2 protein-coding genes are annotated in these 18,089 nt (G+C 74.2%); both read left to right on the forward strand.

From position 1 onward, the window contains the following. The first annotated feature begins 121 nt into the window (after window positions 1-121). Window positions 122-7,879, forward strand: a complete 7,758-nt coding sequence (locus ACF9IK_RS04675) for an SDR family NAD(P)-dependent oxidoreductase (protein ID WP_395292965.1) — start codon at window positions 122-124, stop codon at window positions 7,877-7,879. 75 nt (window positions 7,880-7,954) lie between these two features. Then, window positions 7,955-18,073, forward strand: coding sequence for a type I polyketide synthase (locus ACF9IK_RS04680; RefSeq protein ID WP_428846381.1), 10,119 nt, complete (start codon window positions 7,955-7,957; stop codon window positions 18,071-18,073). Window positions 18,074-18,089: the final 16 nt, after the last annotated feature.

Genomic DNA, 18,089 nt, shown 5'->3' on the forward strand with positions numbered 1-18,089 from the left:
TCGCAGGTCGGCCCGATCACCGGACACCCGGCCGCAGTCCGCGGCGATCACAGCGCATGCGCCATCACCTGCACCGGCGGACCGGGCAGGAGCCGAGACGAAGAGGAAAGCCGAGTACGCCGTGGACCAGACGAGGTGTGAGGACGGCCCGGTCGCCGTCGTCGGACTGTCCTGCCCGCCGTCCGGACCCGCCGCCGACGCCCGGGGCCACGACGGCCCCGACGGCGGCGCCGCCTTCTTCGGCGTCCCGGCCGAACGGGCCACCGGGTTCGGCCCCGCCGACTGGGCGGCACTGGAACTCGGTTGGGCCGCCCTGGAGGACGCCGGAATCGTGCCCGCCGCGCTGCGCGGGGGCCGGGCCGGCGTCTTCCTCGCCGCGTCGGCCGGGGACCGCCTCCCGGAGCGCTTCGCCACCGTCCTGGACCTGAGCGGCCCGCAGGCCGCGGTCGAGCCGTCGGCGTCCGCCGCCCGGGCGGCCGTCGCGCTGGCGGCGGCGAGCCTGCGGCGCGGTGAGTGCGACCTCGCCCTCGCCGGCGACGGCGGCACCGTCCTGGCGGTGCTCCGGCGGCTGCCGGAGGCGCGACGCGACGGGGACCGGATCCTGGGCGTGCTCACCGACGCCGGCCCGTCGTCGGACGGCGAGCCGCTCGGCCGGATCGGCGCCGTGGCCGAGGAGACTGCAGCCCAGGCCGAGGAGGCCGTAGCCGAGGAGTCACCCGCCGGCCGGCCCGCCGGGGCACAGCCCGCCGCAGCGCGGCCCACCGAGGCGGCACCCGCTCCCACGCGGCCGCTGACCACCCCGTTCACCCCGCTGGTGCTCTCCGCCCGCAGCGACGCCGCCCTGCGCGCCACGGCACGGGCGCTCCAGGTCCGCCTCACGGCCGACCCTCAGCTGCGGATCACCGACGTCGGCCTGTCCCTGACCGCGACCAGGACGGCGTTCGAGCAGCGCGCCGTCCTGGTCGCCGACGGCCGCGAGGACGCGCTGCGCGGCCTGCGCGCCCTCGCCGAGGGCGAGTTCGGCCCGCTGCTGGTCCGCGGCACGGCAGCCACCGGGACCGGAACGGCGGATACCGGGACCTCAACGGCGGGCCCCGCCGCCGGCACCGTCTTCGTCTTCCCCGGCCAGGGCACCCAGTGGCCCGGCATGGCACTCGACCTGCTGGAGTCCTCCGAGGTGTTCCGGGAGCACCTGGAGGCCTGCGCGGACGCGCTCGAACCGTACGTCCCCTGGTCGCTGACCGACGTGCTGCGCGGAGCGCCGGGCGCCCCGGCCCTGGTCTCGGTGGACGTCGTCCAGCCCGTTCTGTTCGCCGTGATGGTCTCGCTCGCCGCGCTCTGGCGGGCCTGCGGCGTGGAGCCGGCCGCCGTGGTCGGCGCCAGCCTCGGCGAGATCGCCGCCGCCCACGTCGCCGGTGCGCTCACTCTGGACGACGCCGCTCTGGTGGTGGCGCGGTGGAGCCAGGCCCAGGCCGGCGCCGCCGGCCAGGGCGACCTGGCCTCCGCCCTGCTGCCGCGCGAGCAGCTCGCGGCACGGCTCGACCGCCGGACCGTCGACCCGCAGCTCGGAAGCGTGGACATCGCCGGGACCAACGGCGCGCAGTCCGTCCTGTTCTCCGGCGACCGTGCCGCCGTGGACGCACTGCTCGCCGAGCTGACGGCCCAGGGCGTCACCGCGAAGAAGCTCAGCAACGGGCTCGCCGCGCACTCGCCCGGACTGCGGCTGGACCGCACGCGGCTGCTCGACGAGCTCGCCTGCATCCGCCCGCGCACCTCCACCGTCCCGTTCTACTCCTCGCTCACCGGTGGCCTGCTCGACACGGCCGGGCTGGACGGGGCGTACTGGCTGGAGAACATCACCAACGAGATCCGGTTCGAGGACGCCACCCGCGCGCTGCTGGCCGACGGCCACCGGACCTTCCTGGAGGTCGCCCCGCACCCGGGACTGCTCGGTGGCCTCCAGGAGACCCTGGAGGCCACCGGACTGGCGGACGACGCCGCCGTGGTCGGCACGCTCCGCCGCGACCAGGGCGGGGCGGACCGGCTGCTGGCCTCGATGGCCGAACTGCACGTCCGCGGCGCGGCGGTGAACTGGTCCGCCGCCTTCACCGGCTCCGGTGCACGGCGGGTGCCGCTGCCGACCTACCCGTTCGGTGCCGCGCCGTCGGCCACCCGCCGGTCGGACGCCAGCCGGTCGGCCGCCGAACAGCGCCGGTGGATCGGCGAGTTGGTTCGCACGGAGATCGCCGCTCTGCGCGGTCCCGGGACGGCGGCGCAAGCCCACGGAGGCCGGTCCTTCCGGGACCTCGGATTCGACTCCGCAACGGCGGTCGAGCTGCGCAACCGGCTGGCGGCGGCGACCGGACTGCGGCTGCCGCTGACCCTGCTCTTCGACCACCCCACGCCGGAGGCCCTCGGGCGGAACCTGCTCACCGCGCTGGCCGGCGGCCCGGATCCGGCGTCCACGGCGTCGGCCGCGTCCACGGCGTCGGCCCGCACGGACGAACCGATCGCGATCGTCGCGATGGCCTGCCGGTTCCCCGGCGAGGTCCGCAGCCCCGAGGACCTGTGGCAGCTCGTCGCCGACGGCCGGGACGCGATCACGCCGTTCCCCGACGGCCGTGGCTGGGACGTCGAGGCGCTGTACGACCCCGACCCGGACCGGAGCGGCTGCACCTACGCCCGGGAGGGCGGCTTCCTGCACGACGCGGACCGGTTCGACGCCGCGTTCTTCGGCATCAGCCCGCGCGAGGCCCTGGCCATGGACCCGCAGCAGCGCCTGCTGCTGGAGACCTCCTGGGAGGCCTTCGAACGCGCCGGCATCGACCCCGCGTCGATGCGCGGAAGCCGGACCGGTGTCTACGTCGGCGCGATGACGCAGGACTACGGCGCCCGCATGCACGAGGCGAGCGGCGGCGTCGAGGGCCACGTGCTCACCGGTGCGACGGTGAGCGTCCTCTCGGGCCGGCTGTCGTACGTGTACGGGCTGGAGGGCCCGGCGATCACGGTCGATACGGCGTGCTCGTCCTCGCTGGTCGCCCTGCACCTGGCGGCGCAGGCGCTGCGGAACGGGGAGTGCACGATGGCGCTCGCCGGTGGAGCTGCGGTGATGGCCGCGCCGGGCATGTTCGTCGAGTTCAGCCGCCAGCGCGGGCTCGCCCCCGACGGCCGCTGCAAGGCCTTCGCCGCCACCGCCGACGGGACCGCCTGGGCGGAGGGCGTGGGCCTCCTGTTGCTGGAGCGGCTCTCGGACGCCGAGCGGAACGGGCACCGGGTGCTCGCCGTCGTGCGCGGGTCGTCGGTCAACCAGGACGGGGCCAGCAACGGACTGTCCGCGCCCAACGGGCCCTCGCAGCAGCGGGTGATCCGGGCGGCGCTGGCCGACGCCCGGCTGACGGCCGCGGAGGTGGACGCGGTCGAGGCGCACGGGACGGGCACCAAGCTCGGCGACCCGATCGAGGCGCAGGCCCTGCTGGCCACCTACGGGCAGGACCGTCCGGCCGAACGGCCGCTCTGGCTCGGCTCGCTGAAGTCCAACCTCGGCCACACCCAGGCCGCGGCCGGGGTCGGCGGCGTGATCAAGATGGTCATGGCGATGCGCAACGGCGTGCTGCCGCGGACCCTCCACGTCGACGAACCCACCACACACGTCGACTGGGCGTCCGGAGCGGTCTCGCTGCTCACCGACGCACAGGAATGGCCGGCCGGTGAACGCACCCGGCGAGCCGCCGTCTCCTCGTTCGGGATCAGCGGGACCAACGCGCACGTCATCCTGGAGGAGGCCCCGGAGGGCAGCGAGGCCGAGGTCGTACCCCCTTCAGCGGTGGTGCCGTGGGTGCTGTCCGCGCGGGACGAGCGGGCGCTGCGTGAGCAGGCCGGGCGGTTGCGGGCGGCCGTCGAGGCCCACCCGGAGTGGGACCCCGCCGCGGTGGCCGGGACGCTGGTATCGGGCCGATCGGTGTTCGAGCACCGGGCCGTGGTCATCGGCGAGAGCCGTGCCGAGCTGCTGAACGGCCTCGCGGCCCTCGCCGACGGAACCACCACGCCCGGCGTCGTCCAGGGCCACGGCACCTTCGACCGCCCGGTCTTCGTCTTCCCCGGCCAAGGCTCCCAATGGATCGGCATGGGCGCCGAACTCCTCGACACCTCCCCCGTGTTCGCCCAGTGGATCGCCAACTGCGAAACCGCACTCGCCCCACACGTCAACTGGTCACTCACCGACGTCCTACGCGGCAACAACGACCTCACCCGCGTCGACATCGTCCAGCCCGCACTGTTCGCCGTCATGGTCTCCCTCGCCGAACTCTGGCGCTCCCTCGGCATCGAACCCGCCGCCGTCATCGGCCACTCCCAAGGCGAAATCGCCGCCGCCACCATCGCCGGCGCCCTCACCCTCGAAGACGGCGCCCGCATCGCCGCCCTCCGCAGCCAAGCCATCCTCACCATCAGCGGCCACGGCGGCATGGCCTCCCTCCCCCTCAACAACACCGACACCACCGAACTACTCCAGCCATGGAACGACCGCCTCACCATCGCCGCCCACAACGGCCCCACCACCACCGTCATCGCCGGCGACCACGACGCCCTCGACGAACTCCTCACCCACTGCCAGAACAACAACATCCGCGCCCGACGCATCGACGTCGACTACGCCTCCCACTCCCCCCACGTCGAAACCATCCAGACCAACCTGACCACCCAACTCGCCGGCATCACACCACGCCAAGCCACCATCCCCTTCTACTCCACCGTCACCGGCACCCTCCTCGACACCACCAACCTCAACGCCGACTACTGGTACACCAACCTCCGCCACCCCGTCCGCTTCACCGACGCCACCCACGCCGCCCACACCAACGGCCACACCACCTACATCGAAACCAGCCCCCACCCCGTCCTCACCATGGCCGTACAGGACATCAGCGAAAACACCGACCGACAGGCCCACGTCATCGGTTCGCTACGCCGCGACGAGGGCGGCCTCCGCCGCCTCCTCACCTCCCTCGCCGAAGCCCACGTCCACGGCGCCACCCTCACCTGGCCGACCAACCCACCCCACCCCACCGGCCCACTCGACCTGCCCACCTACCCCTTCCAGCGCGAACGCTTCTGGCTCGACACCCCAACCGCGACCGGAGACGTCACCACCGCCGGCCTCACCCCCGCCCAACACCCCCTGCTCAGCGCCCTACTCCCCCTCGCCGACGACGACGCGACCATCCTCACCGGCCAGATCTCCCCCACCACCCACCCCTGGCTCACCGACCACGCCGTCTTCGGCACCCCCCTCCTCCCCGGCACCGCCTTCGTCGAACTCGCCCTCCACGCCGGACGCGGACTCGACTGTGAACACCTCGAAGAGCTCACTCTCGAAGCCCCGCTGACGCTCACCGAGCAACACGCCACCCGCCTCCAGGTCCGTGTCGGCGCCCCCGACGAGACCGGCCGGCGCCCCCTCACCATCCACTCGGCCCGGGAAAACAGCGAATGGACCCGGCACGCCACCGGTGTTCTGGCCGCGGACGGTCCGGCGGTGCCGCCGACCGGGTGGCAGGCCCCGACGGCGGCGTTCGAGCCGGCCGGCACGCTCTACGACCGGCTGGCCGACGCGGGCTTCGACTACGGCCCGACGTTCCAGGGGCTGCGTGCCCTCGGCCGGCGCGGCGACGAACTGCTCGCCGAGGTCGTCCTCCCCCAGGAGCGGCACGGCGACGGCTTCGGCCTGCACCCCGCCCTGCTCGACGCGGCCCTGCACGTCTGCCTGCTGGAGGGCGCGAGCGGCGTCCGCCTGCCGTTCTCCTGGTCCGACGTCACCGTCCATGCGGTCTCCGCCACATCGCTGAGGGTCCGGCTGACGCCGACCGGTCCGGACACCGTCTCGCTGCTGGCGACCGACGAGCGGGACCGCCCGGTCGTCTCGGTCGGTGCGCTGACGCTGCGGCCGGTCACTCCCGAGCAGTTCAGCGCCGCGGCCCACGGCCATCGCGACTCGCTCCACCAGGTGGAGTGGGTGCCGGTCCAGGCCGCCCCCGCGGCCGCCGGCGCCACCGCTCCGTTCCTCGTGGGCGCCGGTCTCGCCGGACACCCCGCGTCCGCCGACGACGCGGGGTTCGCCGACCTCACGGACCTGCTCGCGGCGGTCGCCGCCGGTGCCCCGGTGCCGGAGACGGTCGTGGTTCCGTTCCTGCCCGGCCCCGAGCCGACGGCAGCGGCCGTCCACGCGGCAACCGCCGACGTGCTCGGCCTCGTCCAGGCCTGGATGGCCGAGGAGCGGCTCGCCGCCTCCCGCCTTGTGCTGCTCACCCGCGGCGCCGTGGCGGTGGACCCGGCGGACGATGTCCCCGACCTGGTCCACGCCCCGCTCTGGGGTCTGCTCCGGTCCGCCCAGTCGGAGAACCCCGGCCGCTTCGTCCTGGCCGACACCGACGAACACCCCGACTCATACCCGGCGCTGGTCCGGGCCCTCGGCTCCGCGGAGACGCAACTGGCCGTGCGCGCCGGTCGGGTGTCCGCCGCCCGGCTGACGGCCGTCCCGCCGAGCGCACCGGAGGCCGCGGGCCCGTTCGGCCCGACCGGCACGGTTCTGGTGACCGGCGGAACCGGCCTCCTCGGCGGCCTGTTCGCCCGTCACCTGGTCACCCGGCACGGCGTGCGGCACCTGCTGCTGCTCAGCAGGCACGGGCTCGCTGCCGACGGAGCGGCCGAACTCCGCGACGAGCTCGCCGCGTCGGGCGCACAGGTGACGGTCGCGGCCTGCGACGCCGCCGACCGGGACGCGCTCGCCGCCGTCCTGGCCGCGGTGCCCGCCGAGCAGCCGCTGGTCGGCGTGGTGCACACGGCCGGCGTGCTGGACGACGGGGTGATCACCGCCCTGACCCCGGACCGCGTCGCGGCCGTACTGCGGCCGAAGGTCGACGCGGCGTGGCACCTCCACCAGCTGACGCGCGGGAGCGAGCTGCGCGCTTTCGTGATGTTCTCCTCGGCAGCCGGCGTGCTCGGCCAGTCCGGCCAGTCGAGCTACGCGGCCGCCAACGCCTTCCTCGACGCCCTCGCGCAGCGGCGCCGAGCGGCCGGTCTGCCCGCGCAGTCCCTGGCCTGGGGCCTCTGGGCGGAGGCCGGCGGGATGACCCGGCACCTCGCGGAGGCCGACCTCGTGCGGTTGAGCCGTACCGGTCTCGCGGGCATGCCGTCCGACCAGGGTATGGCCCTGTTCGACGCCGCCCTGCGGACGGACCGGCCGGTGTTGGTGCCCGCCCGGCTGGACACCGCCGCTCTGCGGGCGCAGACCGAGGTGCCGCCGCTGCTCCGCGGCCTGGTCCGCACCACCAGGCGCCGCGAGACCGTCGCCACCGGGACCACGACGTTCCGGGAGCGGTTCGGCGAGCTGACGCCGGAGCAACGGGCCCGTGCCGTGCTCGACCTGGTCCGCGCCCACGTCGCCGCCGTCCTCGGCTACGCCTCGCCGGACCGGGTCGAACCGGACCGCGGCTTCCTCGACCTCGGCCTCGACTCCCTCACCGCACTCGAACTGCGCAACCGGCTCGGCGCGGAGGCCGGTCGCCGACTGACCGCCACGCTGATCTTCGACCACCCGACCCCGGCGGCCGTCGCCCGGCACCTCGAGGCCGAGGCCTTCCCGGCGGAGGATCCGTCCGCGGAGCCGGATGCTTCGGAGGTCGGCGAGGACGAGTTCCGCCGGGCCCTGGCGGCGATCCCGCTGGACCGCTTCCGGGAGGCCGGACTGGTCCGCACTCTGCTCCAACTCGCCGACTCCGCGGACGGATCCGCCACGGTGGACGACGACGAGGAGGAGCACGGAAGCGCGCTCGACACGATGGACCTGGAGAGCCTCGTCCGGGTCGCCCTCGGTGACAAGTGACCACCACGCACCACGTCTCAACGGCTCGGAGTTTCGGAGTTCTCGATGACCACCAGTGAAGAAGTCGTCAAGGCGCTGCGGGCCTCCCTCAAGGAGGCCGAGGCGCTGCGGCAGCAGAACCGCAAGCTGACCGCCGCGGCCTCCGAGCCGATCGCCATCGTCGGCATGGCCTGCCGGTACCCCGGAGGCGTCAAGTCCCCTGAGGACCTCTGGCAGTTGGTCGCCGACGGCGGCGACGCGATCTCCGCCTTCCCGGAGGACCGCGGCTGGGACGTCGAGGCGCTGTACGACCCCGACCCGGAGGCGGTCGGCAAGACCTACACCCGGGCCGGCGGGTTCCTGCACGAGGCCCCGCTGTTCGACCCCGACTTCTTCGGGATCAGCCCGCGCGAGGCCATGGCCATGCACCCGCAGCAGCGCCTGCTGCTGGAGACCTCGTGGGAGGCCTTCGAGCAGGCCGGCATCGATCCGGCGTCGGTGCGCGGCACCCGGACCGGCGTGTTCGCCGGGGTGATGCACCAGGACTACGCTGCGCGGCTGCGCCAGACCCCGGAGGACCTTGAGGGCTACCTGATGACGGGCAGCCTCGGCAGCGTGGTGTCGGGCCGGGTCGCCTACACCCTGGGCCTGGAGGGTCCGGCCGTCACGGTCGACACGGCGTGCTCCTCCTCGCTGGTCGCCCTGCACCTTGCGGCGCAGGCGCTGCGGAACGGCGAGTGCACGATGGCACTGGTCGGCGGCGTCACCGTGATGACCGGGCCTGGCGGGTTCGTCGAGTTCAGCCGCCAGCGCGCGCTGTCGCCGGACGGTCGATGCCGCGCCTTCGCCGCCGCCGCCGACGGGACCGGCTGGGCGGAGGGCGTGGGCATCCTGCTGGTGGAGCGCCTGTCGGACGCCCAGCGCAACGGGCACCGGGTGCTGGCAGTGGTGCGCGGCTCGGCGATCAACCAGGACGGGAGCAGCAGCGGCTTCTCCGCGCCGAACGGTCCGGCCCAACAGCGGGCGATCCGGGACGCGTTGAAGAACGCCCGGCTGACGGCCGCGGAGGTGGACGCGGTCGAGGCGCACGGGACGGGCACCAAGCTCGGCGACCCGATCGAGGCGCAGGCGCTGCTGGCCACCTACGGGCAGGACCGTCCGGCCGAACGGCCGCTCTGGCTGGGTTCTCTGAAGTCGAACATCGGCCACGCCCAGGCGGCGGCCGGGGTCGGCGGCGTGATCAAGATGGTCATGGCGATGCGCAACGGCGTGCTGCCGCGGACCCTCCACGTCGACGAACCGACGCCGCACGTCGACTGGGCGTCCGGAGCGGTCTCGCTGCTCACCGACGCACAGGAATGGCCGGCCGGTGAACGCACCCGGCGAGCCGCCGTCTCCTCGTTCGGGATCAGCGGGACCAATGCGCATGTGATCCTGGAGGAGGCCCCGGAGGAGGCCCGGAAGGAGACGACCGAGGTCGTATCCCCTTCAGCGGTGGTGCCGTGGGTGCTCTCCGCCCGCGACGAACGCGCCCTACGCGCCCAGGCCGGACAGCTCGCCACCTTCCTCCAGAACCACCCCGACACCGACCTACGCGCCGTCGGCCACACCCTCCTCACCGGACGCGCCACCCTCGACCACCGCGCCGTCGCCCTCGGCCAGAACCACCACGAACTCCTCACCGCCCTCACCGCAATCGCGGACGGCACCACCCCCACCGGCCACGGCACCCACGACCGCCCGGTCTTCGTCTTCCCCGGCCAAGGCTCCCAATGGATCGGCATGGGCGCCGAACTCCTCGACACCTCCCCCGTGTTCGCCCAGTGGATCGCCAACTGCGAAACCGCACTCGCCCCACACGTCAACTGGTCACTCACCGACGTCCTACGCGGCAACAACGACCTCACCCGCGTCGACATCGTCCAGCCCGCACTGTTCGCCGTCATGGTCTCCCTCGCCGAACTCTGGCGCTCCCTCGGCATCGAACCCGCCGCCGTCATCGGCCACTCCCAAGGCGAAATCGCCGCCGCCACCATCGCCGGCGCCCTCACCCTCGAAGACGGCGCCCGCATCGCCGCCCTCCGCAGCCAAGCCATCCTCACCATCAGCGGCCACGGCGGCATGGCCTCCCTCCCCCTCAACAACACCGACACCACCGAACTACTCCAGCCATGGAACGACCGCCTCACCATCGCCGCCCACAACGGCCCCACCACCACCGTCATCGCCGGCGACCACGACGCCCTCGACGAACTCCTCACCCACTGCCAGAACAACAACATCCGCGCCCGACGCATCGACGTCGACTACGCCTCCCACTCCCCCCACGTCGAAACCATCCAGACCAACCTGACCACCCAACTCGCCGGCATCACACCACGCCAAGCCACCATCCCCTTCTACTCCACCGTCACCGGCACCCTCCTCGACACCACCAACCTCAACGCCGACTACTGGTACACCAACCTCCGCCACCCCGTCCGCTTCACCGACGCCACCCACGCCGCCCACACCAACGGCCACACCACCTACATCGAAACCAGCCCCCACCCCGTCCTCACCCCCGCCATCGAAGAAACCCTCCACACCACCAACCCCGTCATCATCACCGGCACCCTCCGCCGCAACGAAGACACCTGGACCCGCCTCCTCACCTCCGCCACCCACCTCCACAACCACGGCCACCCCCTCAACTGGACCCCCCTCCTCCACCCCGCCCCCCACCCCGACCTCCCCACCTACCCCTTCCAGCACCAGCACCTGTGGATCGAGGACACCGCCCCGGCCGGTTCTGGCCCGGCCGAGGGCACCGCGGTGGACGCGGGCTTCTGGGAGGCCGTCGCGGAGCAGGACGTCGCCGCCCTGGCCGCGACGCTGGAGGTCGAGGACGAGGAACAGCGCCGGTCGCTGACCACCCTGCTGCCCGCTCTCTCCTCCTGGCACCGGCAGAGCCTCGACCGTTCGGCGGTGGACGACTGGAGGTACCGGATCGCCTGGAAGCCGGTCGCCGGGCACGCCGCGTCCGCGCTCACCGGCACCTGGCTGGTCGTCGTGCCGGCCGGCCACTCCGAGGCCGCTTGGGTCGCCGAGGCCACCCGCGTGCTCGGCGTGCGCGGCGCACGGACCGTTCTGCTGGAGGTCCCCGACGGGGACGCGGACCGCGAGGTCCTGGCCGCGCGGCTGCGCGGACTGCTCGCCGACGACGCGTCCGACCACGCCGGCGTGCTGTCGTTCCTCAGCCTGGCCGACAGCCGGTGCCCCGGGAAGCGCACGGTGACGGTCGGCCTGGCGCTGACGCTGGCGCTCGTCCAGGCGCTGGCCGACCTCGGCGTCCGGGCGCCGCTGTGGTGCGCCACCCGCGGCGCCGTGTCCGCCGGGCCGTCCGACGCTCCGGCCGATCCGGTGCAGGCCCAGCTGTGGGGCCTCGGCCGGGTCGTCGCGCTGGAGCAGTCGCAGCTCTGGGGCGGCCTGGTCGACCTGCCGGAGCAGCCCGACGAGCGCTCGCTCGGCCAGCTGGTCCGGGTGCTGGCGGCGGCATCCGACGAGGACCAGATCGCGGTGCGTCCGGCCGGGCTGTTCGCCCGGCGAATGGTCCACGCGCCGCTCGCGGACGCCAGGCCGGTCCGGCGGTGGCGCCCGCGCGGCACGGTGCTGGTCACCGGCGGTACCGGGAGCCTCGGCCCCCGGCTCGCTCGCTGGCTGGCCGACAACGGCGCCGAGCACCTCGTCCTGGCCAGCCGCTCCGGCCCGAACGCGCCGGGCGCGACGGAGCTGGCGGCCGAGCTGACGGCGCAGGGCGTGGCCGTCACCCTGGCCGCGTGCGACATCGCGGACCGCGAGGCGGTGTCCGCGCTGCTCGACGGGCTGCGGGCGGACGGCCACACGGTGCGGGCGGTCCTGCACACGGCCGCGTTCATCGAGCTGACATCCGTGGCCGACACCGGGCTGGAGAGCTTCGACCAGGTTCTGGCCGCCAAGGTGGACGGAGCCCGGCACCTCGCCGACCTGCTCGACCCGGAGGCGCTGGACGCCTTCGTGCTCTTCTCCTCCATCGCCGGCTTCTGGGGCAGCGGGGACCACGCCGCGTACGCGGCCGCCAACGCGGCGCTCGACGCACTGGCCGAACAGGGCCGTGCGGACGGTCTGCCGATGGTGTCGGTGGCCTGGGGCGTCTGGGAGGACGCCGTCAACACCTGGAAGAACCTCGGCGACCTCGACGTCGAGCGGACCCGTCAGCGCGTGCGCGGGCAGGGCCTCCCGCTGATGCGTCCCGAGGCGGCGATCGCCGCCCTCCAGCAGGCACTTGACCACGACGACACCTTCATCGCGGTGGCCGAGATCGACTGGGCCCGCTTCGTCCCCCTGTTCACCGCGCTGCGCCCGAGCCCGCTGCTTGCCGAACTCCCCGAGGCGCGAGCGGTGCTGGCTTCCTCCGCCGAGGCGGAGGCCAACACGCCGGGCCTCGGCTCGGAACTCCGCCGCTCCCTGGCCGACCTGTCCGAGGCGGAGCAGCTCCGGGTGCTCGTGGACCTGGTCACCACCCACGCCGTCGCCGTGCTGGGGCGGCGCGACCCGGAAGCCATCCGTCCCGAACGAGCCTTCAAGGAGCTCGGTTTCGAGTCCCTGACCGCGGTCGAGCTGCGCAACCGGCTGGCGGCCGCGACGGGCCTGCGACTTCCGGCGACGCTGGTCTTCGACTATCCGACACCGGCTGCGATCGCCGCCCAACTGCGGCGCGAGGTGCTTGAGCTGGGTGCAGCCGAGGAGGCTGTCCCGGCCGGTCCGACCGGGTCGGCCGGCGCCGCGGACGACGAGGCGATCGCGATCGTCGGGATGGCCTGCCGGTTCCCGGGCGGCGTCACGACCCCCGAGGCGCTCTGGCAGCTGCTGGTCACGGACGGCGACGTGGTCTCCGGTCTGCCCACCGACCGCGGCTGGGACCTGGACGCGGTCGCAGGCCAGCAGGGCGGGTTCCTCCAGGACGTCGACCGGTTCGACCCTGCGTTCTTCGGGATCAGCCCGCGCGAGGCCCTGGCGATGGACCCGCAGCAGCGGCTGCTGCTGGAGACCTCCTGGGAGGCCTTCGAACGCGCCGGCATCGACCTCACCACGCTGCGCGGCAGCCGCACCGGCGCCTTCGTCGGCGCGATGCAGCACGGCTACGGCGTCAGCTCGGCCGAGGCGCCGGCCGCCATCGAGGACTACGTCATCACCGGCAGCGTCACCAGTGTCATCTCGGGCCGACTGGCCTACGCCTTCGGTCTGGAGGGCCCGGCGATCACCGTCGACACGGCGTGCTCGTCATCGCTCGTCGCCCTGCACCTGGCCGGCCGGGCCCTGCGCAACGGCGAGTGCACGATGGCGATCGCGGGCGGCGCGGTCGTGATGCCGACCCCGGACTCCTTCATCGGCTTCAGCCGGATGGGCGCGCTCTCCGAGAGCGGCCGCTGCAAGGCGTTCTCCGACTCCGCGGACGGTTTCGGCCTTGCCGAGGGCGCCGGGGTGGTGCTGCTGGAGCGTCTGTCCGACGCGCAGCGCAACGGGCACCGGGTGCTGGCGGTGATCCGCGGCTCGGCGATCAACCAGGACGGCGCCAGCAACGGGCTCGCCGCACCGAACGGGCCCTCGCAGCAGCGGGTGATCCGGGCGGCGCTGGCGGACGCCCGGCTGACGACGGCGGACGTGGACGCGGTCGAGGCGCACGGAACGGGCACCCGGCTCGGCGACCCGATCGAGGCACAGGCCCTGCTGGCCACCTACGGCCAGGACCGGCCGGCCGAACGGCCGCTCTGGCTCGGCTCGGTGAAGTCCAACATCGGCCACACCCAGGCCGCGGCAGGCGTCGCCGGCGTCATCAAGACGGTGCTCGCGCTCCGGCACGGCGTTCTGCCACGAACCCTGCACGTCGACGAACCGACCACGCACGTCGACTGGGCGTCCGGAGCGGTCTCGGTACTCACCGAGGCGCAGGAGTGGCCGCAGGCGGACGGACGTCCGCGCCGGGCGGGTGTGTCGGCCTTCGGGATCAGCGGGACCAATGCGCATGTGATCCTGGAGGAGGCCCCGGAGGAGGCCCGGAAGGAGACGACCGAGGTCGTATCCCCTTCAGCGGTGGTGCCGTGGGTGCTCTCCGCCCGCGACGAACGCGCCCTACGCGCCCAGGCCGGACAGCTCGCCACCTTCCTCCAGAACCACCCCGACACCGACCTACGCGCCGTCGGCCACACCCTCCTCACCGGACGCGCCACCCTCGACCACCGCGCCGTCGCCCTCGGCCAGAACCACCACGAACTCCTCACCGCCCTCACCGCAATCGCGGACGGCACCACCCCCACCGGCCACGGCACCCACGACCGCCCGGTCTTCGTCTTCCCCGGCCAAGGCTCCCAATGGATCGGCATGGGCGCCGAACTCCTCGACACCTCCCCCGTGTTCGCCCAGTGGATCGCCAACTGCGAAACCGCACTCGCCCCACACGTCAACTGGTCACTCACCGACGTCCTACGCGGCAACAACGACCTCACCCGCGTCGACATCGTCCAGCCCGCACTGTTCGCCGTCATGGTCTCCCTCGCCGAACTCTGGCGCTCCCTCGGCATCGAACCCGCCGCCGTCATCGGCCACTCCCAAGGCGAAATCGCCGCCGCCACCATCGCCGGCGCCCTCACCCTCGAAGACGGCGCCCGCATCGCCGCCCTCCGCAGCCAAGCCATCCTCACCATCAGCGGCCACGGCGGCATGGCCTCCCTCCCCCTCAACAACACCGACACCACCGAACTACTCCAGCCATGGAACGACCGCCTCACCATCGCCGCCCACAACGGCCCCACCACCACCGTCATCGCCGGCGACCACGACGCCCTCGACGAACTCCTCACCCACTGCCAGAACAACAACATCCGCGCCCGACGCATCGACGTCGACTACGCCTCCCACTCCCCCCACGTCGAAACCATCCAGACCAACCTGACCACCCAACTCGCCGGCATCACACCACGCCAAGCCACCATCCCCTTCTACTCCACCGTCACCGGCACCCTCCTCGACACCACCAACCTCAACGCCGACTACTGGTACACCAACCTCCGCCACCCCGTCCGCTTCACCGACGCCACCCACGCCGCCCACACCAACGGCCACACCACCTACATCGAAACCAGCCCCCACCCCGTCCTCACCCCCGCCATCGAAGAAACCCTCCACACCACCAACCCCGTCATCATCACCGGCACCCTCCGCCGCAACGAAGACACCTGGACCCGCCTCCTCACCTCCGCCACCCACCTCCACAACCACGGCCACCCCCTCAACTGGACCCCCCTCCTCCACCCCGCCCCCCACCCCGACCTCCCCACCTACCCCTTCCAGCGCGAGCGGTTCTGGCTCACCCCGCCCGCAGCCGCCAACCCGCGCACCGCCGGGCTCGACTCCGGCGAGCACCCGATGCTCGCCGCCGCCGTCCCGCTGCCCGAGGACGAGGGCGTGATCCTCACCGGCCGACTCTCCGCCGCCACTCACCCCTGGCTGGCCGACCACGCCGTCTGGGACACCGTCCTCGCCTCCGGTACCTCGCTCGTCGAGCTCGCCCTGCACGCCGGCCGCCGGCTCGGCTGCGACCGTCTGGAGGAGCTGACCCTCCAGGTGCCCCTCGTGCTGCCCGAGCAGCAGGCGGTCCGGGTCCAGGTACGCGTCGGTGCGTCGGACGGCGCCGGGCGTCGGCCCCTCACCATCCACTCCGCCCCCGACACCGCCGAGGCCACCACCGCCTGGACCTGCCACGCGACCGGCACCACCGCCCCGGCCGGGCCCGCCGCCGGGTGGGCCACCGGTGCCGCCTGGCCGCCGGCCGGCGCCGAGCCGGTCGCCCTCGACGGCCTCTACGAGCGGCTGGCGGAGGACGGGCTCGGGTACGGACCGGCATTCCGCGGGCTGCGCGCCGCCTGGCGCCTGGGCGAGGAGGTCTACGGCGAGGTCCGGCTGCCGCAGGAGCAGTTCGCCGACGCCGGCCGGTTCGGTCTTCACCCCGCGCTGCTGGACGCGGCGCTGCACACCACGCTGGTCGACGGCGCGGAGCGGGTTCGGCTGCCGTTCGCGTGGACCGGCGTCGCCCTGCACGCCACCGGCGCCACCGCGCTGCGGGTCCGCCTCACGCCGACCGGACCGGACGAGATGTCGCTGGTGGTGGCCGACCAGACCGGCCTGCCGGTGGCCACGGTCGAGTCGCTCGCCGTCCGGCCGCTCTCCCAGGCGCAGCTCGGCTCGGCCGTCCAGCGCGCCGCGGCCGACTCGCTCTTCGAGGTGGCCTGGACCGAGCTGTCCGACCGCCCCGCCGCCCGCACCGTCCGCACCGCCGTGCTCGGCGGCCCAGACGCGCTCACGGGACTCGCCGGAGCGTCCTACCCCGACCTCGCCGCCCTCGTCGACGCGGTCTGCGCCGGGGAGCCGGTGCCCGAGGCCGTCGTGGTCCCGTGGATGCCGGAGCCCGACGCGGACACCGTCTCGGCGGACGCCGCCCGGCAGGCGGTGGAGCGGGCGCTGTCGCTGCTGCAGGCCTGGACGGCCGACGACCGGTTCGCCGCCTCCCGCCTGGTGCTGGTGACCCGCGGGGCCGTCGACGCCGACGACCCGGCCGGCTCGCCCGACCTGGCAGCGGCCGCCGTGTGGGGTGCGGTGCGCTCCGCGCAGGCCGAGCACCCGGACCGGCTGGTCCTGGTGGACCTCGACTGCGCCGTGGCCGAGGCCTCGGCCACGCTGCCGCTCCTGCTCGACGGCGCCGAGCCGCAGTACGCGGTCCGGGCCGGCCGGGTGTTCGTGCCGCGGCTGGCGCGGCTGCGTCCCGCCGACGGGCCGTCCGTCGTCCCCGCGCCGGACCCCGAGGGCACGGTGCTGATCACCGGCGGGACGGGGACGCTGGGTGCGCTGGTCGCCCGGCACCTGGTCGAGACGCACGGCGTACGGCACCTGGTGCTGCTCAGCCGGCAGGGCCGCCAGGCCCGCGGGGCCGACGAACTCGTCCGCTCACTGGCCGAGTCCGGCGCCGAGGTGACGGTGGCCGCGTGCGACGCCGCCGACCGGGAGGCCCTGGCCGCGGTGCTCGCCGCCGTCCCCGCCGAACACCCACTGACCGGGGTGGTGCACGCGGCCGGGGTACTGGACGACGGCACGCTCGCCGCGATCACGCCCGAGCGGCTGGCCGCCGTCCTGCGGCCCAAGGCGGACGCCGCGTGGAACCTGCACGAGCTGACCCGGGACGCCAAGCCGGCACTGTTCGTGCTGTTCTCGGCGGCAGGCGGGCTGCTGGGCAACGCCGGCCAGGCCAACTACGCCGCCGCCAACGCCTACCTGGACGCCCTGGCCGCGCACCGCCGTGCGCTGGGTCTGCCCGGGGTGTCGATGGCGTGGGGACTGTGGTCCGCGGTCAGCGCGATGACCGGCGGCCTGAGCGAGGCGGACCGGGCGCGGATGAAGCGCTCCGGTGTGCTGCCGATGTCCACTCCGGAGGGTCTGGCGCTGTTCGACGCGGCCCTCGCCCAGGAGCGGCCGCTGGTGCTGCCGCTCCGGCTGGACCTGCCCGCGCTGCGGGGCGGCGAGCCGGCGGGGCGGTCCCCGCTGCTGCGCGCCCTGCTCGGCCCGGCGCCCCGGCGCGCGGCGCAGGCCGACGCGCCGGCCGGGGCCGGTACCGGTGCCGGGCTGTCGCTCGCCGGGCTCTCGGTCGCCGAACAGTCCCACGCCCTGGTCGAGTTGGTGCGGGCCCAGGTGGCTGCGGTGCTCGGCCACGCCTCGCCGCAGGAGGTCGGCAGCGCGCGCGGGTTCCTGGAGTCCGGGTTCGACTCGCTGCGCGCGGTCGAGCTGCGCAACCGGCTGAACGCGGCCACCGGCCTGCGGCTGCCGGCGACGCTGGTCTTCGACCACCCGACGCCGGTCGCCGTCGCCGAGCACCTCGGCGAGCTGCTGCGGCAGCTGTCGCGGCCGGCCGAGGAGCCGGAGCCGTTGGACCTCGACAGCCTGGAGGCCGGTCTGCGCGACCTCGCCGCCGGGGATCCGCGGCGCGAGCGGCTCGCCGCCCGGCTGCGCGGGCTGGTGGCCCAGCTGGACGCGAGCGGCGCCGCGAGCACCGCCGGACCGGCCGAACCCGCCGAGGACGAGGACGAGTTCGGTGACGCGACGCTCGACGAGCTCCTCGACATCGTCGACGGCGAACTGCGGAACTCGTGAACCTGCCCACCCGGCC

It is taken from the genome of Kitasatospora hibisci (assembly GCF_043950205.1).
GTDB lineage: Bacteria > Actinomycetota > Actinomycetes > Streptomycetales > Streptomycetaceae > Kitasatospora > Kitasatospora hibisci.